The organism is Streptomyces sp. NPDC111802 (genome assembly GCF_055634335.1).
The window spans coordinates 127,853-149,892 of record NZ_JBVKCZ010000002.1; the positions used below are offsets into that span (position 1 = coordinate 127,853).

A 22,040-nucleotide genomic window follows, 5' to 3' on the forward strand; every position below is an offset into this window, starting at 1 on the left:
GATTCAGGGCATCGGTGAAGCCTTTCCGGACGGATACACCTCCGCCGGGGAGGCTTCCTTCGTGCTCCGGTCAGACTGTCGAGGGCCGCCCATCGCGAAGCAAGGAGCCTTCCGTGCCCGAGCAGCCTCCGATCGTCCTCGACCCCACCGGCGCCGACCGCCATGCCGAGCACCTCTCGCTGCGCGCACGGGGAATGGCCGCCCAGGTGGACGTCCTCGGTGTCCCGGCATGGGCCGTCACCGACCCGGACCTCCTCAAGCGCCTGCTGACCAGCCCGGATGTGTCGAAGGACGGCCGCACTCACTTTCCGGCCTTCCAGGAGACCGTCGCCCGCTGGCCACTCGCGCTGTGGATCGCGGTGGAGAACATGTTCACGGCCTACGGCCCGGACCACCGCAGGCTGCGGCGTCTGATCGCGCCGGCCTTCAGCGCGCGGCGCATAGCCGCCATGAAGCCCGCCGTCGAAGCCATGGTGACCGAGCTGGTCGATCACCTCGCCGAACTCCCGGCGCACGAGGTGGTGGACCTGCGCGAGCACCTGGCCTATCCCCTCCCCATCGCCGTGATCGGCCATCTCATGGGTGTGCCGCAGGGCCGCCGTGACGGCTTCCGGAAGCTCGTGGACGGCGTCTTCGACACCACACTGAGCCCGGCCGAGGCCCAGGCCAACACCGCTCGCCTCTACGGGCAATTGGACGAGCTGATCGCCGCCAAGCGCGCCGACCCGGGTGATGACATGACGTCACTGCTGATCGAAGCCCGGGACGACGAGAACGGCGGCACCGGCCTCGCCCATCAGGAGCTGCGCGACATGCTCCTGTTGATGATCAGTGCCGGGTACGAGACCACGGTCAACGTCATCGACCAGAGCGTCTTCACGATGCTGACGCACCCGGACCAACTGAAGCTGGTCCGGACCGGTGCCATCGCCTGGAACGACGTCGTCGAAGAGACCCTGCGCCACGAGCCCGCCGTCAAGCACCTGCCCCTGCGCTTCGCCGTGGCAGACATCCCGCTGCCGGACGGCCGGACCATCGCCCGCGGCGAAGCCATCCTCGCCTCCTACGCCGCCGCGAATCGCCACCCCGGCTGGCACACCGACCCCGACACCTTCGACGCCACCCGTACGAACAAGGACCACCTGGCCTTCGGCCATGGCATCCACTTCTGCCTGGGCGCCCCGCTGGCCCGCCTGGAAGTCGTCTGCGCGCTCCAGCACCTCTTCGACCGCTTCCCCGACCTCCGGCTCGCCGTGCCCGCCGCAGAACTGAAGCCCGTGGCCTCCCTCATCAGCAACGGCCACCAGCAGCTCCCCGTCCACCTCGGCCCTCCGACCACCTGACCGCGCGGTAGGACTCCCATACCTACGCGGTGGCCCGCTCTCCCGACGCGCGCGCCGCGTGCGCCCGTGCCAGCGTGGTCAGCAGGGGCAGTCGTTTCGGGTGCGCCTGCCGGTGCGGGCAGGCGGGACGGGAGTGGTCGGTCATGGCACGCGCGATCTGGACCGGAGTGATCACTTTCGGCATGGTCAGCGTTCCGGTCGGGCTGTTCACCGCGACCGAGGATCACACGGTCCACTTCCATCAACTGGAGCGCGGCACGGCCGACCGGATCCGTAACCGGCGGGTCAACGAGCGCACCGGCAAGGAGGTGGCGAGCAAGGACATCGTCAAGGGCTACGAGGTGGCCGACGGCGAGTACATCGTCGTCGAGCCCGACGAGCTGGACGAGATCGCGCCGGGCCGGTCCCGGACGATCGACATCAGCGACTTCGTCGACCTCGCCGACATCGAGCTGGTCTACTTCGGCCGCACCTACTACATCGGGCCGCGCGGCAAGGAGTACACCAAGGTCTACGAGCTGCTGCGCGCCGCCCTCGCGGAGGCGGACAAGGTCGGGATCGCCACGTTCGTGATGCGCGGCAAGCAGTATCTGACCGCGCTGCGGGCACAGGAGAAGGTCCTGGTGCTCCAGACCCTCCACTGGGCCGACGAGGTCCGCGACGCCGGCAAGGAGCTGCCGGATCTGCCCTCGGGCCGTGCCGCCAAGGGCAAGGAGCGGGAGATGGCCGTCCAGCTGATCGACGCCCTCAGCGCGCCCTGGGACCCGGCCCGCTATCGCGACACCTACCAGGACAAGGTGCGGGAACTGGTGAGGGCGAAGGCCGAGGGCGAGGAGGTCGCCCACGCCGAGGAGGCGCCGCAGGCGACCGACGTCATCGACCTGATGGCCGTACTGGAGACAAGCCTCGCCCAGGCCGGCGAGGCTCGGGGCACCAAGCGCGACTCGCAGCGGCGGAAGCCCGCGCGCAAACCTTCGTCGAAGCAGACGGCCGGCGAGAAGTCCCCGCCGAAGAAGGCGCAAGGCCGCCGTGGCGGCGGCAAGAGCGAGCTACGGCGGCTGAGCAAGTCCGAGCTGTACGAACGAGCCGCCGAGCAGAACATCGCGGGCCGCTCCAAGATGAGCCGGGAGGAACTGGTCGACGCCCTCACCCGGAGCGGCCGCCGTCGCCGGAAGAGCGCCGCCTGACCCCCGTATACGCCAGGCGTTACGTTGACATCCTCGCGATCAGCCGGCGCATGCTCGTTCATCGGCTCGGCGTATCCGCATGCCCTTCCGCCGCCTCCACCACATTGGCAAGCAGCATGGCCCGCGTCATCGGCCCCACTCCCCCGGGCATCGGCGCGACCCACCCGGCGACCTGTGTCGCCTCCGGGTGTACGTCGCCGACCAGCCCCTGGTCGGTGCGGGTGATGCCGACGTCCAGGACGGCCGCGCCGGGGCGCAGCATGTCCTTGGTGATCAGGGCGGGTGAGCCGGCGGCCGCGACGACGATGTCGGCCTCGCGCACGTGCCAGGACAGGCCCTTGGTGCCGGTGTGGCACAGGGTCACGGTGGCGTTCTCGGAGCGGCGGGTGAGGAGCAGTCCCAAAGGGCGTCCGACCGTGATGCCCCGGCCGATCACGCACACGCGCGCACCCGCGAGGGGCACCCCGTGGCGGCGGAGCAGTTCGACGATGCCGCGTGGGGTGCACGGCAGTGGCGCCTCCACGCCCAGGACGAGGCGGCCGAGGTTGACCGGGTGCAGACCGTCGGCGTCCTTGGCCGGGTCCATGCGGGAAAGTACAGCTGTCGTGTCGAGGTGTCGTGGCAGCGGGAGTTGGACGATGTAGCCGGTGCAGGACGGGTCGGCGTTGAGGTCGTCGATGACGTCCTCGACCTGCTGCTGTGAGGCGTCGGCGGGCAGGTCCCGGCGGAGGGAGGCGATGCCCACCTGCGCGCAGTCCCGGTGCTTTCCGGCGACGTAGGCGCGGCTGCCCGGGTCGTCGCCGACCAGGACCGTGCCGAGCCCCGGCGTGCGACCGCCGGTCGCGGTCAACTTGGCCACGCGCTCGGCCAGTTCGCGGCGGATCTCCGCCGCGGTCGCCTTGCCGTCGAGCAGTCGTGCGGTCACCGGCGGTGCTCCTTCCTCGGGCCTAGCCACGCAGACGGGACATGGTCGGATCGAACAGGGGCTCCTCGGCGACGACCGCCTCGACGCGCCGGTCGAAGTAGCCGATCCGCACGGTGGTCCCCGGAACGGCGAGCGCCGTCGGGAGCCACGCGTAGGCGATGCCCTTGCCGATCGTGTAGCCGTAGGCGGCGCTGGTGACGTAGCCGACCGCGTGGTCGCCGTCGTACACGGGCTCCTTGCCCATGACGACCGACCGCGGGTCGTCGATGGTCAGGCAGGTCAGCTTCCGTCGGACGTCGGCCTTACGGCGCTCCAGGGCCGCCTTCCCGATGAAGTCGCCCTTGTCGAGCTTGACGGCGAAGCCGACGCCGGCCTCGTAGGGGTCGTGGTCGTAGGTCATGTCGGTGCCGAAGGAGCGGTAACCCTTCTCCAGGCGGAGGCTGTTGAAGGCTCCGCGGCCGGCGATGACTCCGCCGAGCGGCCCCGCCGCCTGCCAGAGGGTGTCCCACAGTTTCAGGCCCTGGTCGGCGGTGGTGTACAGCTCCCAGCCGAGTTCACCGACGTACGACAGTCGCATCGCCGTCACCGGGACGCTGCCGATGTAGGCGCGCTTGGCGCGGAAGTACTTGAGGCCGTCGTTCGAGAAGTCCTCGTCCGTCAGGGGCTGGAGGACCTTGCGGGCGAGCGGGCCCCACAGGCCGACACAGCAGGTGCCGGGGGTGATGTCGCGGACCTGGACCGTGCCGTCGGCGGGGAGGTGGCGGGTGAACCAGTCGAGGTCGAGGTTGCCGTTGGCGCCGACCTGGAAGAGGTCGCGGGCCAGGCGGGCCACGGTGATGTCGCTGCGGATGCCGCCGTCGTGGTCGAGGAGCAGGGTGTACGTGACCGAGCCGACGGACTTGGCGACCTTGCCGGTGCACAGGCGCTCCAGGAGGTCGGCGGCGCCGGGGCCGCTCACCTCCAGGCGCTTGAGGGCCGTCATGTCGTACATCGCGACGGTCTCGCGGGTGGCCTGGGCCTCGGCGCCGACGATGGGCGACCAGTACTGGGCCGCCCAGTCGCCCGGCGTGGGCACGGAACGGCCTTCGACCAGCGGCGCGTTGGCCTCGTACCACTGCGGGCGTTCCCAGCCGTTCGCCTCCAGGAAGAAGGCGCCGTGCTCCTGCTGGCGGGGGTGGAAGGGGCTGGTGCGGATGGGGCGCGGGTCCCCGGACGGCTGGAGGGGGTGGAGGATGTCGTAGACCTCGACGAAGTTCTGGCAGTCGCGGGCCAGGACGTACTCCGGGGAGAGCTGGTGCGGCTCGAAGCGGTTGACGTCGCACTCGTGCAGGTCGAAGGACGAGCAGTAACCGTCGACCAGCCACTCGGCCATCGCACGGCCCACGCCCGCGGAGTGGGTGACCCAGACGGCCTCGGCGACCCAGAAGCCCTGGACGTCCGGGGACTGGCCGAGGAGGGGGAAGTTGTCGGTGGTGAAGGAGAACAGGCCGTTGATGCCCTCCTCGATCTTCGCCTCGCGCGTCGCCGGGAGCAGGGACCGAGTTTCGGTCCAGGCGTCCTCGAAGTCCTCCTCGGTGAACTTCAGCACCGAGGGCATGTCGTCGGCCTCGTCCACGGAGAGGATGTCGTCGGCGGAGATCGGCATGGGGCGGTGGCCGTAGTAGCCGATGCCGATGCCGTCGAAGCGGTCGCGGTAGTAGAGGTCGGCGTCCTGGTGGCGCAGGATCGGGCGGACCGCCTCCTGGGTCTGGCCGGCGAGGGCCGGGATCGGGCCGGTCCAGGCGAGTTGGTGGGCGAGCGGCGTGAGCGGGAGGTTCATGCCGACCATGCGGGCGATCCTCGGGCCCCAGATGCCGGCGCAGCACACGACGATGTCGGCGGGGATCTCGCCCTGGTCGGTCAGGACGCCGGTCACGGCGCCGTCGGCCTTCAGCACGTCGAGGACCTCGTGGCGGGCCAGGAAGCGCACGCCGCGCTCGGTGGCGCGGCGGATCTGCGCCTCGACGGCGAGGACGGCTTTGGCGAGCCCGTCCGTCGGGATGAGGAGGCCGCCGAGGACCTTGTCCCGGTCGACCAGCGGGTGCTGCTCGACGCACTCCTCGGAGGTCAGCAGCCGGGCCTCGATGCCCCAGGCGGTGATCCAGCCGTGGCGGCGGTGCAGTTCCGCGAGGCGCTCCGGGGTTGTCGCCACTTCCAGGCCGCCGACCTGGAGGAAGCAGGGCTTGCCGTCGACTTCGAGGGAGCAGAACTTCTCGACGGTGTAGCGGGCCAGCTCGGTCATGGTCTTGGAGGAGTTGGTCTGGAAGACCAGACCCGGGGCGTGCGAGCTGGAGCCCCCGGTGGCGGGGAGCGGGCCCTGGTCGACCACGGTCACTTCGGTCCAGCCTCGTGCGGAGATCTCGTCCGCGAGTGCCGCGCCCACGACGCCCGCTCCGATGATGACCACTCGGGGTCCCGCCATCGCCGCACCTCCGGTTCAGTTGCTTTCTACGCAACGTGATTCAGGTTGCGCAACTCAATGTGCCCGCCGCGCAGGTGGGTGTCAAGAGGCCCGGTGACGTCCGGGAACGGCCCGGAAAACAGCAATGCCCGGTGGGCGGCGCACGTCTCCGCGCACCGCCCACCGGGCGTTTCTCAAGGGGCTACTTGAGCCAGGCGTCCACCTTGTCGCGGTTGGCCTCGACCCACTTCTTGGCCGCCGCCTCGGGGGCCATCTTGTCCACCGCTATGTACTTCGCCACGGCGTTCTGGTCGTCGTTGGTCCAGTTGAAGTTCTTCACCAGGTCGTACGCGGGACTGCCCGACTTGGCGAACTTCGCGCTGACGATCTTGTCCAGTTCGTACACGGGGTAGTCGCAGGCGACCTTCTCCGCGTCGGCGTCGCAGCCCTCCTTGTACTCGGGCAGCTTGACCTTGACGAGCGGTACCTCGGACATGAACCACTGCGGCTCGTAGAAGTAGCCGATCGCCCATTCCTTGTTCTTCTCCGCCTTGCGGAAGGCCTGGATGAGCGCGGTCTCACTGCCCGCGTACACCACCTTGTAGTCCAGCTTCAGGTTCTTCACCAGGGCCTCGTCGTTGGTGACGAACGACGGGTCGCCGTCGAGGAGCTGGCCCTTTCCGCCCGACTCGGAGGTCTTGAACTCGGCCGCGTACTTGTCGAGGTTGTTCCAGTCGGTGATGTCGGGGTGCGCCTTGGCCAGCCACGGCGGCACGTACCAGCCGATGAGCCCCTTGTTTCCGGTCGGGCCGGCCTCGAGGGCCGTCTTCTGGTCGGTGATGTACTTCTTCTTCAGGTCGTCGTGGCCCCAGTTCTCGATGACGGCGTCGACCTCGCCGGTCCCGAAGCCCTGCCAGGCGATCTCTTCCTTCAGGTCCTTCTGCTCGACCTTGCAGCCGAGGTCGTGTTCCGCGACGTAGGCGACGACCGCCGCGTTGGCCTCGTAACCCACCCAGGGGTTGACCGCGAGATTGAAAGTGCCGCACTTGCCGGAATCGCCCGAGCCGGACCCCGCGGAGTCGTCCCCGACCTTCGCGCCGCCGCAGGCCGTGAGGGTGAGACCGAGGACCGCCAGGCCGACCGCCCCTGCTCGCCAGTGTCTTGCCATGATGTGGTGCTCCTTATGCGATGGTGCGGCGAGCCGCTGCCTGAGTGATCCGATCGAACATGACTCCGAGAAGGACGATGGCGAGCCCCGCGGCGAGCCCCTTCCCGTACAGCTGGCCCTGCGAGAAGCCGGCCACGACGTCGTAGCCGAGGGCGCCCGCACCCACCAGGCCGCCCACCACGACCATCGACAGCACATAGATCAGGCCCTGGTTGGTGGCGAGAGTCAGGGCGCTGCGTGCCATCGGCAGCTGGACCTTGGTGATGATCTGCCAGGTGCTGCACCCGGCGGCGGTGGCCGCCTCCACGGTGGTGGCGGGCACATTGCGCACCCCGTCCGCGATGATCTTCATGGCGACGGGCGCCGCGTAGACGACGGCGGCGACGATGGCCGTGAAGCGAGTCGCGCCGAACAGTGCGAGGAACGGCACGAGGTAGACGAACGGCGGCATGACCTGGGCCGCGTCCAGGCTGGGCCGGAGCAGCCGGTCGACGAGGGCGCTGCGGCCCATCCACACGCCGAAGACGATGCCGAGCAGCATCACCAGGACCGTGGCGACGACCGTCGAGGCCAGTGTCGTCATGCTGTCCGACCACACCCCGGTGCCGACCAGCAGGCCGACGCAGATCGCCGTGGTGAGGCCGGCTCGCCATCCGCCGAGGACGGCACCGAGCGCGATCAGGGCGGCGCCGACGAGCCACCACGGGGAGTCGGTGAGCACGGTCTGGAACGGGTTGAGCAGACCGTTGGTGAGGACGTCGCGGATGGCGTTGGTGATGCCCGACAGGTTGTCCTGCGCCCAGGTGGTCACGCTGTCCGCTCCCCTGGACACGGCACTTCCGATGCCGCCCTCGCCGGGGAACTCGGCGGCCCACACATAGGTGTGTGAGAGATAGACCAGTACGGCCGTGACGGCCGCGCCCACGCCCAGCAGCGGGCGTCGCCAGTTCTGGAAGCGGTTCTGGGACCTTCGGACCGCCTCCGCACGTGCGCTCGCCGCGGTGGTGACCCGGTCCAGCACGATGGCCATCACGACGATGGCGAGACCCGCGTTGAAGGCGGTGCCGACGTCGAGCGACTGGAGCGCCTGGACGACGGTCTTGCCGAGGCCGGGCGCGTCGATCAGGGCGGCGATGGTCACCATCGCCAGGGCGGCCATGATGGTCTGGTTGACGCCCATCACCACGGTCCGCCGGGACATCGGCAGCAGCACCTTCGTCAGGGTCTGCCGTCGGGTGGCGCCGAGCGAGTCGGCGGCCTCGACCGTGGTCCTGGACACGGAGCGGATGGCGTGCGCGGTGATACGGATCGCGGGCGGTGCCGCGTAGATCAGTGTGGCGATGGTGGCGGAGGCCGGGCCGATGAGGAAGAACAGAGTCAGCGGGGCCAGGTAGACGAAGGTCGGCATGGTCTGCATGAAGTCCAGGAGGGGCGTCACGATCCGGTTGAACCGGTCGGACAGCCCCGCCCACACGCCCAGCGGGATCGCGAACAGCAGCGCCACGAAGACGGCGGAGACGGTGAGCGCGAGGGTGTCCATGCTCTCCTGCCACAGTCCCTGAAGGCCCAGGAAGGTGAAGCCGGCCACCGCCAGCAGCGCGACCCTCCAGTTGCCCACGGCCCAGGAGACACCGCCGACGATGCCGACGACGCCGAGCCACCCGATCTGCGGCAGGGGGCGGTCTGCGGAGGGCTGCGAGATCAGCTCCTGCACGAAGGTCACGAGGGAGTCGATGACCAGGCGGATCTCGTTGAAGAAGTAGAGGAAGAGCGGGTTGGAGTTGCGGTTCGCGCCGATCGAGTCGTTGACCTCGTTGAACCAGCGGTGCAGATCGGTCAGGTCGGCCGCCGCGAGGGACAGGGTCTGCTTGCCGCGCAGCACGGCGAAGAGCACCAGCCAGACGACGAGGATCGCGGCGACGACCATGGAGCGGGAGACCTTGAACGCGCCCTTGGCCGGGGCGGGTTGTGGTCCGGCGGTCCCCGTCTCCTCGGGTTTCTCGATGGCGACGGTCATCACGCGTCGCCTTCCTGTCCGGCGACGACCGCGAGGATCTCCTCGTCGCCGACGATGCCGAGCAGCTTGCCGTCCTCGACGACCTTCACCGGCTTCTCGGCGGCCAGTACGGCACGCGTGGCCTCGCGTACCACGACGTCGGGACCCAACTCGGGTCCGTCCAGGGCGTCGTCGGGCTGCGCCGGACGCATGATCCAGCGCAGTGTCAGGACATCGCCGCGCGGCACGTCCTTGACGAACTCGCGCACGTAGTCGTCCGCGGGGGCGCCCACGAGTTCGTCGCCGGTGCCGCACTGGACCATCTTGCCGTCGCGCATGATGAGGATGCGGTCGCCGAGCTTGAGGGCCTCGGAGAGGTCGTGGGTGATGAACACCATCGTCTTGCCGACCTCGTGGTGCAGGCGGATGACCTCGTTCTGCATGTCGCGGCGGATCAACGGGTCGAGCGCCGAGAACGGCTCGTCGAAGAAGAGCACGTCGGGCTCGCCGGCCAGCGCGCGGGCGAGGCCGACACGCTGCTGCATACCGCCGGAGAGCTGGTCGGGGTAGGAGTTCTCGTAGCCTTCGAGGCCGACCAGCTCGACGACCTCCTGGGCCCGCTTGACACGCTCCGCCCGGCCCATGCCCCGGATCTCCAGCCCGAACGCCACGTTGTCGACGACGCGGCGGTGGGGCAGCAGACCGAAGTGCTGGAAGACCATGGAGAACTTGCGGCGCCGCAGCTCGCGCAGGCGCCCGGCGTCCGCCTGGCGGATGTCCTCGCCCTCGAAGACGATCTCACCGGCGGTGGGTTCGATCAGCCGGGTCAGACATCGCACCAGCGTGGACTTGCCGGAGCCGGACAGGCCCATGACGACGAAGACCTCGCCGGGCGAGACGTCGAAGTGGACGTCGCGTACAGCGGCGGTGCATCCGGTGCGGTCCATGAGCTCGCGGCGGGTGAGACCGCGCAGCTCCTCGGATTCCGGCACCTGGTCGGCCTTGGGGCCGAACACCTTCCACAGCCTGCGCACGGAGATGACCGGGGTGGGGCCCGAGTCCTGGGGCGTGCCGCGCCGCTGCGGCACCTCGGTCTGTGTGGTCACGTTCGACCTCTTTTCGGCGTTCAGCCGCGGAACCAGTGCTGCGGCCGGGGTTGGATGTTCTGCCAGATGTGTTTGGGCTCTCGGTACTCGTTCAGGCCGGTCGGTCCCAGCTCCCGGCCCACGCCCGAGTGCCCGAAGCCACCCCATTCCGCTTGCGGCACATAGGGGTGGTAGTCGTTGATCCACACCGTGCCGTGGCGCAGCCGCCGGGCGACCCGCTGAGCCTTGCCGGCGTCCTCGGTCCACACGGCTCCGGCGAGTCCGTACTCGGTGTCGTTGGCGATGCGTACGGCGTCGTCCTCGTCGGTGAAGCGCTCCACGGTGAGGACGGGTCCGAAGGACTCCTCGTGCACCACGCTCATGTCCTGCCGGCACTCGTCGAGGACGGTGGGCAGATAGTAGTGGCCGTCTCCCAGCGCGGGGTCGTCGGGCCGCGCGCCGCCGCAGCGCAGTACGGCACCCTCGGCGAGGCCGGACGCGACATACGCCTCGACCTTCTCCCGATGCTGCGCGGAGATCAGCGCTCCGGTCTCGGCCTCCGGGTTGAAGGGGCCGCCGAGACGGATCTGCCGGGCGCGGCGCACGACCTCGTCGACGAAGCGGTCGTGCAGGGAGTCCTCGACGATCAGCCGGGCCCCGGCCGAGCAGACCTGCCCCGAGTGCAGGAAGACGGCGGTGAGGGCGAAGTCGACGGCCGTGTCGAAATCGGCGTCCGCGAAGACGACGTTGGGGTTCTTGCCGCCGAGTTCCAGCGCCACCTTCTTCACGCTCGCGGCGGCGGTGGCCATGATGCGCCTGCCGGTCTGGAGCCCACCGGTGAAGGAGACCAGGTCGACGGCGGGATCCTCGGAGAGGGGTGCGCCCGCTTCGGGTCCGGCGCCCAGGACGAGGTTGGCGGCACCGGCCGGGAGCCCGGCCTCCTCCAGCGCCTTCATCAACAGGATCGAGGTGGAGGGGGTGAACTCGCTGGGCTTGAGGACGATCGTGTTGCCCGCAAGCAGCGCCGGGGCGACCTTCCAACTGGCCTGCAGAAGCGGGTAGTTCCACGGGGTGATCAGGCCGCACACCCCGACGGGTTCGTACACGACGCGGCTTACGGCGTCGTCACGGCCGGTGTCCACCACACGGCCGGCGTCGGTCCCGGCGATGGCGCCGTAGTAGCGGAAGCAGGAGACGACGTCGGCGATGTCGTACTCGCTCTCCACCAGCCGCTTGCCGGTGTCCAGCGACTCGGCGCGGGCGAACTCCTTGGCGGCACGCTCGACGATGTCGGCGGTGCGCAGCAGCAGGGCGCCGCGCTCGCGCTCCGGGGTGCCCGGCCAGTGCCCCGCGTCGAAGGCGCGGCGGGCCGCGGCGATCGCCGCCTCGGAGTCGGCACGGGTCGCTTCCGAAACGGTCGCGACGGGGGTGCCGTCGGCGGGACACAGGATCTCCCGTAGGCCGCCGGCCACCGGATCCCGCCATTCACCATCCACGTACAGGTCTGCCACGCGCCGAGCCTTTCAACAGAAATTCGTTGCGCATCGTGCACCCGATTGCTTGTGGTGGAACACCCTGGCGAATGTCCAGACAGACGTCAAGGGGGTGGCCGGTGACGATTTCGCCGCGTGACCACTTGCACTGCCACCCTTGACCGCGAGAGGCACCGACCCGACCATGTTGCGTATCGCTCACCATGTTGTGCAATACGCACCGACGGAGGCCGACGTGTCCACCAAGTCCCCTCGACCGCACCCTGGCCGTGAGTTCGTCCTCACCCTCTCCTGTCCCGACAGCGCCGGTCTGGTCCACGCCGTGAGCGGCTTTCTCGTCCGGAACTCCGGAAACATCCTGGAAAGCCAGCAGTTCGACAACCGACTTCAGGACCGCTTCTTCATGAGGGTCCACTTCGACGTGTCCGATCCGAACGCCGATCTGGAAAGTCTGCGTTACCGCTTCGGTCCCGTCGCCCAGGCCTACCGCATCTCCTGGACCCTGACCGAGGCGGCCACACCGACCCGGACACTGATCCTGGTGTCCAGGTTCGGCCACTGCCTGAACGACCTGCTCTTCCGCCGGCGCACCGGCTCTCTGAACATCGAGATCCCCGCGATCGTCTCCAACCACCGGGACTTCGAGGGGCTCGCGGAGACCTACGGCATCCCCTTCCACCACATCCCGGTGACGAGGGACACCAAGCCGGAGGCCGAGGCGCGGCTGCTGGAGCTGGTGGAGGAGCTGGACATCGATCTGGTGGTGCTGGCCCGCTACATGCAGATCCTCTCCGACGACCTGTGCAAGCGGCTGGAGGGCCGCGCCATCAACATCCACCACTCCTTCCTGCCCAGCTTCAAGGGCGCCCGCCCGTACGAGCAGGCCTACGCGCGCGGGGTGAAGCTGGTCGGCGCGACGGCGCACTATGTGACGCCGGACCTGGACGAGGGGCAGATCATCGAGCAGGACGTGGTCAGGGTGGACCACTCGCTGGACCCCGGCGAGCTGGTCATGGTCGGCCGGGACGTGGAGGCGCAGGTGCTCGCGCACGCGGTGAAGTGGCACAGCGAGAGCCGCGTGATGGTGGACGGCAACCGCACGGTGGTCTTCCGCTGACTCGTATCCGACGGCGTATACGACGTCGTATACGACAGCGCATACAGCGTCGTATACGACGTCGCATATGACGTCGTATACGTGGGTGCACGGCGCCCCCGTCAGAGCTGCCTCCGCAGGAAGTCGAGAAGTGCGGCGGTGAGTTCCGCGGGGGCGTCCTCCTGTACGAGGTGCCCCGCGCCGGCGATGGGCTCCCATCGCGCGCCGGGCACGAGGGCGGCGAGCTCGCGTCCCCTGGCCACCGGGATCCAGGTGTCGTCCTCACCCCAGCAGATCAGCGTGGGGATGTCGATCCCGGCGTAGTGGCCCTGGATCTCGTCGGTGTGGCGCTGTTCGGCCTGGGCGATCTGCCGGTAGAAGGCCGCCTGGCCGGGGTTGCCCAGCCAGGGCTCGACGAGCCGGTCGAGGACTCCGGGACGCAGTCCGGGGCTGCTGGCGGACGCGACGTACTCATAGACCAGGGCGCGGTGGAGTGCGGGCGGCAACCGCTCGAAGACGTCGGAGTGCTCGCCGACGAGCCGGAAGAACGGGGAACCCCACGGCGCCAGCGCCACCGGATCCACCAGCGCCAGGGCGCGGTAGCGGGCACCGTGCAGCAGATGGGCGCGCAGGGCGACGGCCCCGCCGAAGTCATGGGCGACCACGAGCGGTTCCGCAAGGCCCCAGTGGCCCAGAAGCTCGGTGAAGACCCGGCCCTGCGCGGCCAGGGAGACGTCCTGGTCCGCCGCCTTCTCGGACGTCCCATAGCCGGGCATGTCCCAGACGAACACCTGATGGTGCCGGGCGAGTGAGCGGGCGACGGCACGCCAGACGTACGAGGAGAACGGTGTGCCGTGCAGCAGGACGACGGGCGGGCGGTCCGGGTGACCCAGCCGGTCCCAGCGGACGTCACCGGACGCGCTGGTGAAGGTTCGGGTCAGTTGCCAGGTGGAGACGGGGGCCATTCCACTCCCCTACCCCGTCTCAGCCGCCCACTCCTTCCAGCAGGGCACGGCGCCACCGTTCGGTCTCCGCAATCTGGTTGAAGGTGAACACGTGCAGGCCGGCCACCCTCGACGAGGGGGCGGTGAGGGCACCTTCGGCGCGGCGCAGCAGCCGGTCGGGCGAGTACCCGCCGGGCGCGGCGAAGCGCACGAACCAGGAGGGGTGCTTGGCCAGGAAACGTGTCGACTCCCCCACGCCGATCCTCGTCGCCATCGCCAGCAGCTTGGCCCGCTGCACGGGCCCGGCGACCCCCACGTACAAGGGCAGGGTGATGCCCCGGCGCCGTATCCGGCCGACCCACTCCCCCAGCACCCGCGGGTCGAAGCAGAGGTTGCTCACGAGATACGTGGCGTGCTCGCGCTTGTCCCACATGGACTGGACGGTGACGTCGTCGCTGATGAGCGGATGGCTCTCGGGGTAACCGGTGACGCCGATGTGCGTGAAGGGGCTGCCCAGTTCACCGAGCCTGCGCAGCACGGGCAGGGCGCCTTCGTAGGCCCCGGCCGGTGGATCGGCGTCACCCGCCGGTACGAAGAGGTCGTCGACGCCCGACTCGCGCAGCCGGTCGACGACCTCCTTCAGATGGGCGTCGTCCCGCAACAGCCGTGCCGGCACATGCGGGACGACCCGGTAGCCGTGCGCCGCGAGCCGGGCGGTGAGACCGAGGGTCGGCTCCAGGCCCTTGACCGGCGACGCCGTCACGGTGACGGCGATGTCGCGCGGCACATGGGCGAGGACCTTGTCCTCGGTCGACCCGGCGGGCAGCACCTCATAGCGGACGCTGTGCAGCAGTGCCCGCAGCCCTGCGGCGCCCAACGTCTACTCCGCCTGCTTCTGCGCGTCGGAGTGGCGGTAGTACGCGGCCTTGGACGGCGCGAGCGGCTCCTTGCCGAGGATCAGGTCGGCGGCCTTCTCGGCGATCATCATCACCGGCGCGTAGATGTTGCCGTTGGTGACGTAGGGCATGACGGAGGCGTCCACGACACGCAGGCCCTCAAGCCCGTGCACCCGCAGGCTCGACGGGTCGACGACGGCCATCTCGTCGGTGCCCATCTTGCAGGTGCAGGACGGGTGCAGGGCCGTCTCGCCCTCCTTCGCGACCCAGTCGAGGATCTCCTCGTCCGTCGCCACCTTCGGACCGGGCGACACCTCCCCGCCGTTGTAGGGGGCGAGCGCGGGCTGGTTGAGGATGTCGCGGGCCACGCGGATCGCCTCGACCCACTCACGGCGGTCCTGCTCGGTGGAGAGGTAGTTGAAGCGGAGCGCCGCGTGCTCGCGCGGGTCCTTGCTCTTGATCTTCACCGAGCCGATGGCGTCGGAGTACATGGGCCCGACGTGCACCTGGTAGCCGTGCCCGCCGGCCGGCGAGGAGCCGTCGTAGCGGACCGCGACCGGCAGGAAGTGGAACATCAGGTTGGGGTAGGCCACGTCGTCGTTGCTGCGGGCGAAGCCGCCCGCCTCGAAGTGGTTGGTGGCGGCCGGGCCCTTGCGGAAGAGCCACTGCAACCCGATGAAGGGGGCACGCCACTTCGCCATGTACGGCTGCATGGACACCGGCTGCTTGCAGGCGTACTGGACGTAGACCTCCAGGTGGTCCTGCATGTTCTCGCCGACGCCCGGCAGGTCGTGCACGACGTCGACGCCGAGGGCGCGCAGTTCCTCGGCGTTGCCGACGCCGGAGAGCTGGAGCAGCTGCGGGGAGTTGATGGCGCCGCCGCACAGGATGACCTCACGGGCACGGACCTGCTGGAGCGCGCCGCGGCCGCGCCGGTACTCGACACCGACGGCGCGCTTGCCCTCGAACAGGACGCGGGTGACGAGGGAGCGGGTCCTCACCGTGAGGTTCGGCCGCTTCATCACGGGCTTGAGGTACGCCTTCGAGGCCGACAGCCGGCGTCCGCGGTGGACGTTGCGGTCGAACCTGGCGAAGCCTTCCTGCCGGTAGCCGTTGACGTCGTCGGTGGGGGCGTAGCCCGCCTCCTCGGTGGCTTTCTGGAAGGCGGTGAACAGCGGGTTGGTCGCGGGGCCGCGCTCCAGGACGAGGGGGCCGTCATGGCCGCGGAACTCGTCGTCCGGGTCGGCCGCGAGACAGTTCTCCATCCGCCGGAAGTACGGCAGGCAGTGCGCGTAGTCCCAGCTCTCCATGCCGGCGTCGGCCGCCCAACGCTCGTAGTCCATGGGGTTGCCGCGCTGGAAGATCATGCCGTTGATGCTGCTGGAGCCGCCCAGCACCTTGCCGCGGGCGTGGTAGACGCGGCGGCCGCCCATGTGGGGTTCGGGCTCGGACTCGTACTTCCAGTCGTAGAACCGGCTGCCGATCGGGTAGGTCAGCGCCGCGGGCATGTGGATGAACACATCCCACGGGTAGTCGGAGCGGCCCGCCTCCAGGACCAGCACCCGGTTCGCCGGGTCCGCGGAGAGCCTGTTCGCCAGTGCGCTGCCGGCCGATCCGCCGCCGACGATGACGAAGTCGTAGTGCACAGGAGCCATGGTGCCTCGTCTCGCTCGCGCCGTAGATACGCGAGGCATGCTAGCGCCGGTATCGCTATACGCACCAGGTTGCGATGCGCGCAACTTCCGACAGGTTCATGGAGTCGTCCGTCTCTTGCCGCAACGTTGTTTACTACGCGTATAGTTTTACTGTGAGCAACTACAGCCCTGACACGGAAACGTCGAACACGCAGGCCGGCGGAGTGCAGTCGGTCGATCGAGCCATCAGTGTGCTGGAGATCCTCGCCCAGCGTGGCGAGGCCGGTGTCAGCGAGGTGGCGGGCGAGATCGACGTGCACAAGTCCACCGCCTTCCGGCTACTCGGCGCCCTGGAGGCGCGCGGTCTGGTGGAGCAGGCGGGCGAGCGCGGAAAGTACCGGCTGGGCTTCGGCATCGTGCGGCTGGCCGGCGCGGTCACCGGCCGTATCGACATCACGCAGCAGGGCCGTCCGGTGTGCGAGCGCCTCGCCGAGGAGCTCGGCGAGACCGTCAACATCGCCGTCATGCAGGAGCACTACGCGATCAACCTCTACCAGGTGCGCGGCCCGGGGGCGGTCACCGCGCAGAACTGGGTCGGCCAGCTGACGCCGCTGCACGCCACGTCGAGCGGCAAGGTCCTGCTGGCCCATCTGCCCGCGAAGGAGCGGGCCGCGGTGCTGTCCGCCGCCGGCATGAAGAAGGTCACCCCGCACACCATCACCGCGAAGACGAAGCTCGAGAAGAACCTCGCCGAGGCGCGGGAGCGCGGGTACGCCTTCACCCTCGACGAGCTGGAGATCGGTCTGCACGCCATGGCCGCCCCGGTCCGCAACCGGGACGGCGAGGTCATCGCGGCCCTCAGCGCCTCCGGGCCCGCCTACCGGCTCACCGAGGAGCGCCTGCACGAGCTCTCCCCGATGCTGCTCAAGGGCGCCGAGGAGATCAGCCACCGGATGGGCTATCTGGGCTGACCGGCCAGACTACGGCCGGGGAGTGGCCAGCCGCTCGTTGACCCAGTCGTGGAAGGCACCGATGTGGTGCTCGCTGGGCACCAGCACTCCTCCCTTGGCGTACATCCGGGAGTTCATGCCGGGCTGGGTGCGTTCGCACGCCTCGAAGTCCTGGCGGTTGACGCGGTCGAAGAGTTCCACGGACCTGCTGACGTCCTTGCCGCTCTCGACGACGTGCGGGAGGTACAGCCAGTCGCACTCGACGATCGTGCGGTCCACGGAGACCGGATACATCCGGTGGAAGATCACATGGTCGGGGACGAGGTTGATGAACACCTGGGGCCTGACGGTGATCGCGTAGTAGCGGCGGTCCTGGTCCTCGCCGACCCCGGGAATGCGGTCCAGGCCCTCGGAGCCGTCGACGGTGAACCCCTGGACGCCCTCGCCGAACTTGGCGCCGTGGCCGACGTAGTACTGCGCGGCGTAGCCGTCCGCGAACTCGGGGAGCACCTCGGTGAGTTCGGGGTGGATGGTGGCGCAGTGGTAGCACTCCATGAAGTTCTCGATGATCAGCTTCCAGTTCGCCCTGACGTCGTAGACGATCCGTTCGCCGACCGAGAGGCTGCCGATGTCGTAGTGGTCGATCGACTCGACGTCGCCGAGGCGGGCGACGATCTCGCCCATGACGTCCTCCTCGAAGGAGGGCGGGTTCTCCGCGAGGCACACCCAGACATAGCCGAGCCATTCGCGTACGGCCACGCTCGCCAGGCCGTACTCGGTGCGGCCGACGTCGGGCATCTTGGTGAGGTTGGGTGCCGCGACGAGCTTGCCGTTCAGGTCGTACGTCCAGGCGTGGTAGGGGCACTGGAAGGCCCGCTTGACCTCGCCGGACTCCTCCGTGCAGAGCTTGGCTCCGCGGTGCCGGCACACATTGAAGTACGCACGGATGCTCTTGTCCCGCGCCCGGGTGACGAGGATGCTCTCGCGACCCACGTCCACGGTGCGGAACGCGCCGGGCGCGGCCAGATCCGCGGCGCGGGCGACGCAGAACCACATGGTCTCGAAGATACGTTCCTGCTCCTGGGCGAAGACCGCCGGATCGGTGTAGGCGGTGCCGGGGAGGGTGGCGATCAGACTGTCCGGCAGGCTGGTCGAGGTCACAGTGCACTCCTCGTCGAACGTCGTGGAGGGGTCATTCACGCGCCGGGAGGAACGACTCCGGACGGCGTTGTGCATGGAGCAACGCTGCGTGCCATGTGAAACCGCAGCATCGGGTGGCGCAAGGCCGGTGTCAAGACGTCGCGGCTGCGAGCTGCTTACGGAAGCGGGTGAAGAGCCGCGGCTGGTTCATCCCGAGCACGGCGACCGGGTTCCCGGCCCGCCGGTAGACGGCCAGGACGTCGCGGTCGTCCGCGGCGCCCGCCTCGACGGTCACGCTGTCGGCACCGGCCGCGTGACCGGCGAACTGGATCCTCACGCCGTACTGGTCGGACCAGAAGTACGGCGGCCGGGGCACTCCCGGTGCCGTCGCGCCGCCCGCCAGCAGCGTGGCGACCGCGGCGTCGGGGCGTTCGCGCGCACCGGTCCAGTGCTCGACGCGCCGGTGCAGACCGGCACGCGGGTCGTACCAGTTGGCGCAGTCGCCGACCGCGACCACGCCGGCCAGGGCGGTGCGGCCGTCCGCGCCGCACTTGACGCCGTTGTCGAGTTCGACGCCGGAGCCCGTCAGCCACTCGACGCAGGGGCGTGCGCCCACGCCGACCACGACGATGTCGGCGGGAACGGTGCGGCCGTCCTCCAGCAGAACGGCGTCGACCTGGGTCCGGCCGCTCAGCCCCTTGACGCCCACCCCGCACAACAGCCGTACGCCGTGGTCCGTGTGCAGGGCGGAGACAAGGGCGCCCATGGTCTCGCCGAGCGGTCCGGCGAGCGGTGTCGGGGCGGCCTCCACCACTGTCACGTCCAGCCCCAGGGCGCGGGCGGTGGAGGCGACCTCGGCGCCGATGAACCCGCCGCCGATCACCACCAGCCGTCCGCCGCGGGCCAGTTCGTCCCGCAGGGCGCGGGCGTCGTCCAGGGTGCGCAGGGTGTGCACCCCGGCCAGCCCCTCGGAACCGGCGAGGGTGCGGGCCGCGGCGCCGGTCGCGATGACGACGCCGTCGGCACGTACCTCACGTCCGTCGTCGAGCCGGACGGCACGGTCGGTGCGGTCGAGCGCGACGGCACGGGTGCCCAGCAGCCACTCGGCCCGCAGGTCCTCGTCGTCCGTCTCCAGCGCGAGTTCCGCCTCGCCGAGGGTGCCGGCCAGGAACTCCTTGGACAACGGGGGCCTGTCGTACGGGCGGTGCAGCTCGTCCCCGATGACGACGAGCCGCCCGTCGTACCCCTGTTTGCGCAGCGAGCGCGCCGCCGACAGGCCGGCCAGCGAGGCGCCGACCACGGCGACGGTCCTCACGCGGGACCTCCGGCGAGCCGGGCTGCGACGCAGGGCGGCAGGTTGGGGGCGTCCAGGGAGAGCTGGACGTAGACCATGCCCTCCTCCACGACGACCTCGTGGGTGCGGACCGGGAGCTTGGCCGGCGGGGCGTCGACCGCGCCGGTCCTCAGGTCGAACTTCGAGGCATGCAGCGGGCATTCCACCTCGCAGCCCTCCAGCCAGCCGTCGGCGAGCGAGGCGTCCTGGTGGGTGCAGGTGTCGTCGATGGCGAAGAGCTCGCCATCCTCGGTGTGGAACACCGAGACCGGCGGATCGATGTCGAGCCGGTGGGCCTCGCCTCGCGGGAGATCCGCGAGACGGCACGCGGGAATCATCATGACACCTCGGTGCGTATAGCGAAACGGATTGCGATTGACGCAACGCCAGTCTGAGGGCGGCTCCGAAGCGTTGTCAAGGCGTCAAAAGGCCCGCTTCGGGCCGGTCCGCGGCGCGTTCTCCGTGCAGCCCGAAGCGCCCGAACCACCTGCGGAAACAGGCGGAACGGGCGCCCCACGACGACCACGGCGGCGACGGTCAGAACCCTCGGTCGAGCCACTCCCCCAGGTGCGGTGCCTCGTCGGCGACGGTGGTCGTCTCCCCGTGTCCGGTGTGCACGACCGTCTCGCCGGGCAGCGTCAGCAGCCGCTCCCTGATCGACTCGACGATCGTCGGGAAGTGGCTGTACGACCGTCCCGTCGCCCCCGGGCCACCGGCGAACAGCGTGTCGCCGCTGAAGAGGGCTGTCAGGGCCGGCGCGTACAGACACACCGCGCCGGGGGCGTGGCCTGGCGTGTGCAGCACGGTCAGTTCCACCCCGGCCACCGTGAGGACCTGCCCGTCGGTCAGGTCGCCGTCGGGTGCCCGGTCGGGATGGGTCTGCTTCCACAGCGGCAGGTCGTCGCCGTGGAGCAGGACCGGGGCGCCGGCGCGCGCGGCCAGTTCGGGCGCGGCGTCGATGTGGTCGTTGTGGGCGTGGGTGCACACGATGGCCCGCAGGGCGCGATCCCCCAGGGCCCCGGCGATCGCCTCGGCGTCATGGGCGGCGTCGATGACGATCGCCTCGGTGTCGTCGCCGACCAGCCACACGTTGTTGTCGACGTCCCAGGTGCCGCCGTCGAGCGAGAACGTGCCCGAGGTGACGAGGCGTTCTATACGGACGCTCGACGTCACAGGATCACCACCGAGCGCAATACGTCGCCGTGGTGCATCCGCTCGAAGGCCTTCTCGACGTCGTCCAGCGCGATGGTCTCCGTGACGAAGGCGTCCAGGTCAAGGCGGCCCTGGAGATAGAGATCGATGAGGATCGGGAAGTCCCTGCTCGGCAGGCAGTCGCCGTACCAGGAGGACTTCAGGGCGCCGCCGCGGCCGAAGACGTCCAGGAGCGGAAGTTCGAGCTTCATCTCCGGGGTCGGCACGCCCACGAGTACGACCGTGCCGGCCAGGTCGCGGGCGTAGAAGGCCTGCTTGTACGTCTCGGGGCGGCCGACCGCCTCGATGACGACGTCGGCGCCGAAGCCGCCGGTCAGCTCGCGGATCGCCTCGACCGGATCGGTCTCGCGGGAGTTGACCGTGTGCGTGGCGCCCATCGAGCGGGCCGTCTCCAGCTTGCGGTCGTCGATGTCCACCGCGATGACCTTCGCCGCGCCCGCCAGGTTCGCCCCCGCGACGGCCGCGGCCCCGACTCCGCCGCAGCCGATCACGGCGACCGAGTCGCCCCGGCCCACGCTCCCGGTGTTGATCGCCGCGCCGATGCCCGCCATCACCCCGCAGCCCAGCAGCCCCGCGGCGGCCGCCGAGGCGGCCCGGTCGACCTTTGTGCACTGCCCGGCCGCGACCAGCGTCTTCTCCGCGAACGCGCCGATGCCCAGCGCCGGCGCCAGCTCGGTGCCGTCCAGCAGGGTCATCTTCTGCTTGGCGTTGTGCGTGTCGAAGCAGTACCAGGGCCGTCCGCGCAGACAGGCCCGGCACTGCCCGCACACCGCACGCCAGTTGAGGATCACGAAGTCACCGGGGGCGACATCGGTGACACCCTCCCCCACCGACTCCACCACGCCCGCCGCCTCATGACCGAGCAGGAAGGGGAAGTCGTCGTTGATGCCGCCCTCGCGATAGTGCAGGTCGGTGTGGCAGACCCCGCAGGCCTCGACCTTCACCAGTGCCTCGCCCGGGCCCGGGTCGGGCACGAGGATCGTCTCCAGGCTGACGGGGGCGCCCTTGCCCCGCGCGACGACAGCACGGACCTGGTGCGTCATGGCCACTCCTCGGCTGGTCGAGAGACTTGAAGCTGATGTTGCTCATTACGGCACACATCTCATCTGCCGCAACACAGCATCGTGGAGCGCCGGGCGGGGGTCAACCAGTAAGTCGCCGCACGCCCCTTTCGCACTTCCGAACCCGCATGTCATGC

19 protein-coding genes are annotated in these 22,040 nt (G+C 69.7%); 4 read left to right on the forward strand and 15 right to left on the reverse strand.

All coding sequences use genetic code 11. The annotated features are described in order from the left end of the window. Positions 1–113 precede the first annotated feature (113 nt). Positions 114–1,343, forward strand: a complete 1,230-nt coding sequence (locus tag ACZ7NC_RS02255; RefSeq protein ID WP_471484151.1) for a cytochrome P450 family protein — start codon at positions 114–116, stop codon at positions 1,341–1,343. A 22-nt stretch (positions 1,344–1,365) separates the two neighbouring features. On the opposite strand, the gene ACZ7NC_RS02260 is transcribed toward ACZ7NC_RS02255, so the two are convergent. Continuing rightward, entirely contained in the window at positions 1,366–1,488 is a 123-nt protein-coding gene (locus ACZ7NC_RS02260; protein WP_471484153.1) for a hypothetical protein, read from the reverse strand. Between ACZ7NC_RS02260 and ku the strand changes: the two genes are divergently transcribed. Next, complete coding sequence (gene ku / locus ACZ7NC_RS02265; protein ID WP_471484154.1) at positions 1,487–2,530, forward strand: non-homologous end joining protein Ku; 1,044 nt, start codon at positions 1,487–1,489, stop codon at positions 2,528–2,530. The two genes, ACZ7NC_RS02260 and ku, sit on opposite strands and share 2 nt — an antisense overlap. Before the next feature lie 58 nt (positions 2,531–2,588). Here the strand turns inward: ku and ACZ7NC_RS02270 are convergent, their stop codons facing one another. The 6 genes from ACZ7NC_RS02270 to ACZ7NC_RS02295 form a co-directional block, all read right to left on the reverse strand. Further along, a complete protein-coding gene (locus ACZ7NC_RS02270; protein ID WP_471484156.1) occupies positions 2,589–3,455 on the reverse strand; it encodes a bifunctional methylenetetrahydrofolate dehydrogenase/methenyltetrahydrofolate cyclohydrolase in 867 nt (288 codons plus the stop codon). A gap of 22 nt (positions 3,456–3,477) precedes the next feature. Beyond that, positions 3,478–5,916 carry a GcvT family protein gene (locus ACZ7NC_RS02275; protein WP_471484157.1) on the reverse strand — a complete coding sequence of 813 codons (2,439 nt, stop codon included), beginning with the start codon at positions 5,914–5,916 and terminating at the stop codon, positions 3,478–3,480. A 181-nt stretch (positions 5,917–6,097) separates the two neighbouring features. Further along, the gene (locus ACZ7NC_RS02280; RefSeq protein ID WP_471484159.1) at positions 6,098–7,063 is read right to left on the reverse strand and encodes an ABC transporter substrate-binding protein; all 966 of its coding nucleotides are present in this window, start codon (positions 7,061–7,063) and stop codon (positions 6,098–6,100) included. 13 nt (positions 7,064–7,076) lie between these two features. Further along, positions 7,077–9,080 carry an ABC transporter permease gene (locus ACZ7NC_RS02285; protein ID WP_471484161.1) on the reverse strand — a complete coding sequence of 668 codons (2,004 nt, stop codon included), beginning with the start codon at positions 9,078–9,080 and terminating at the stop codon, positions 7,077–7,079. Continuing rightward, on the reverse strand, positions 9,080–10,165 hold the full coding sequence (locus tag ACZ7NC_RS02290; protein WP_471484163.1) for a quaternary amine ABC transporter ATP-binding protein: 1,086 nt from the start codon (positions 10,163–10,165) through the stop codon (positions 9,080–9,082). The genes ACZ7NC_RS02285 and ACZ7NC_RS02290 overlap by 1 nt, the downstream gene beginning before the upstream one ends. Positions 10,166–10,185: 20 nt before the next feature. Next, positions 10,186–11,655, reverse strand: a complete 1,470-nt coding sequence (locus ACZ7NC_RS02295) for an aldehyde dehydrogenase family protein (RefSeq protein WP_471484165.1) — start codon at positions 11,653–11,655, stop codon at positions 10,186–10,188. A 217-nt stretch (positions 11,656–11,872) separates the two neighbouring features. Here ACZ7NC_RS02295 and purU point away from each other — a divergent pair, with 217 nt between their 5' ends. Continuing rightward, on the forward strand, positions 11,873–12,754 hold the full coding sequence (purU, locus tag ACZ7NC_RS02300) for a formyltetrahydrofolate deformylase (RefSeq protein ID WP_471484167.1): 882 nt from the start codon (positions 11,873–11,875) through the stop codon (positions 12,752–12,754). A gap of 101 nt (positions 12,755–12,855) precedes the next feature. On the opposite strand, the gene ACZ7NC_RS02305 is transcribed toward purU, so the two are convergent. From ACZ7NC_RS02305 to betA, 3 genes are read right to left on the reverse strand one after another with little or no spacing between them, the layout of a single operon-like run. Then, positions 12,856–13,698 carry an alpha/beta fold hydrolase gene (locus ACZ7NC_RS02305; RefSeq protein WP_471484168.1) on the reverse strand — a complete coding sequence of 281 codons (843 nt, stop codon included), beginning with the start codon at positions 13,696–13,698 and terminating at the stop codon, positions 12,856–12,858. 19 nt (positions 13,699–13,717) lie between these two features. Then, on the reverse strand, positions 13,718–14,554 hold the full coding sequence (locus ACZ7NC_RS02310) for a methylenetetrahydrofolate reductase (protein ID WP_471484170.1): 837 nt from the start codon (positions 14,552–14,554) through the stop codon (positions 13,718–13,720). A gap of 3 nt (positions 14,555–14,557) precedes the next feature. After that, positions 14,558–16,228: a choline dehydrogenase gene (gene betA / locus ACZ7NC_RS02315; RefSeq protein WP_471484172.1), complete on the reverse strand. Its 1,671-nt coding sequence runs from the start codon at positions 16,226–16,228 to the stop codon at positions 14,558–14,560. A gap of 203 nt (positions 16,229–16,431) precedes the next feature. Between betA and ACZ7NC_RS02320 the strand changes: the two genes are divergently transcribed. Then, positions 16,432–17,178: an IclR family transcriptional regulator gene (locus ACZ7NC_RS02320; RefSeq protein WP_471484482.1), complete on the forward strand. Its 747-nt coding sequence runs from the start codon at positions 16,432–16,434 to the stop codon at positions 17,176–17,178. A 9-nt stretch (positions 17,179–17,187) separates the two neighbouring features. On the opposite strand, the gene ACZ7NC_RS02325 is transcribed toward ACZ7NC_RS02320, so the two are convergent. The 5 genes from ACZ7NC_RS02325 to ACZ7NC_RS02345 form a co-directional block, all read right to left on the reverse strand. Then, on the reverse strand, positions 17,188–18,318 hold the full coding sequence (locus tag ACZ7NC_RS02325; protein ID WP_471484173.1) for an aromatic ring-hydroxylating oxygenase subunit alpha: 1,131 nt from the start codon (positions 18,316–18,318) through the stop codon (positions 17,188–17,190). A 130-nt stretch (positions 18,319–18,448) separates the two neighbouring features. Further along, entirely contained in the window at positions 18,449–19,612 is a 1,164-nt protein-coding gene (locus tag ACZ7NC_RS02330) for an NAD(P)/FAD-dependent oxidoreductase (RefSeq protein ID WP_471484175.1), read from the reverse strand. After that, entirely contained in the window at positions 19,609–19,971 is a 363-nt protein-coding gene (locus tag ACZ7NC_RS02335; RefSeq protein ID WP_471484176.1) for a bifunctional 3-phenylpropionate/cinnamic acid dioxygenase ferredoxin subunit, read from the reverse strand. The genes ACZ7NC_RS02330 and ACZ7NC_RS02335 overlap by 4 nt, the downstream gene beginning before the upstream one ends. Before the next feature lie 196 nt (positions 19,972–20,167). Then, positions 20,168–20,803 (reverse strand): MBL fold metallo-hydrolase, encoded by a 636-nt coding sequence (locus ACZ7NC_RS02340; protein WP_471484178.1) that lies wholly within the window; start codon positions 20,801–20,803, stop codon positions 20,168–20,170. Next, positions 20,800–21,885 carry an S-(hydroxymethyl)mycothiol dehydrogenase gene (locus ACZ7NC_RS02345; RefSeq protein ID WP_471484180.1) on the reverse strand — a complete coding sequence of 362 codons (1,086 nt, stop codon included), beginning with the start codon at positions 21,883–21,885 and terminating at the stop codon, positions 20,800–20,802. The genes ACZ7NC_RS02340 and ACZ7NC_RS02345 overlap by 4 nt, the downstream gene beginning before the upstream one ends. Positions 21,886–22,040: the final 155 nt, after the last annotated feature.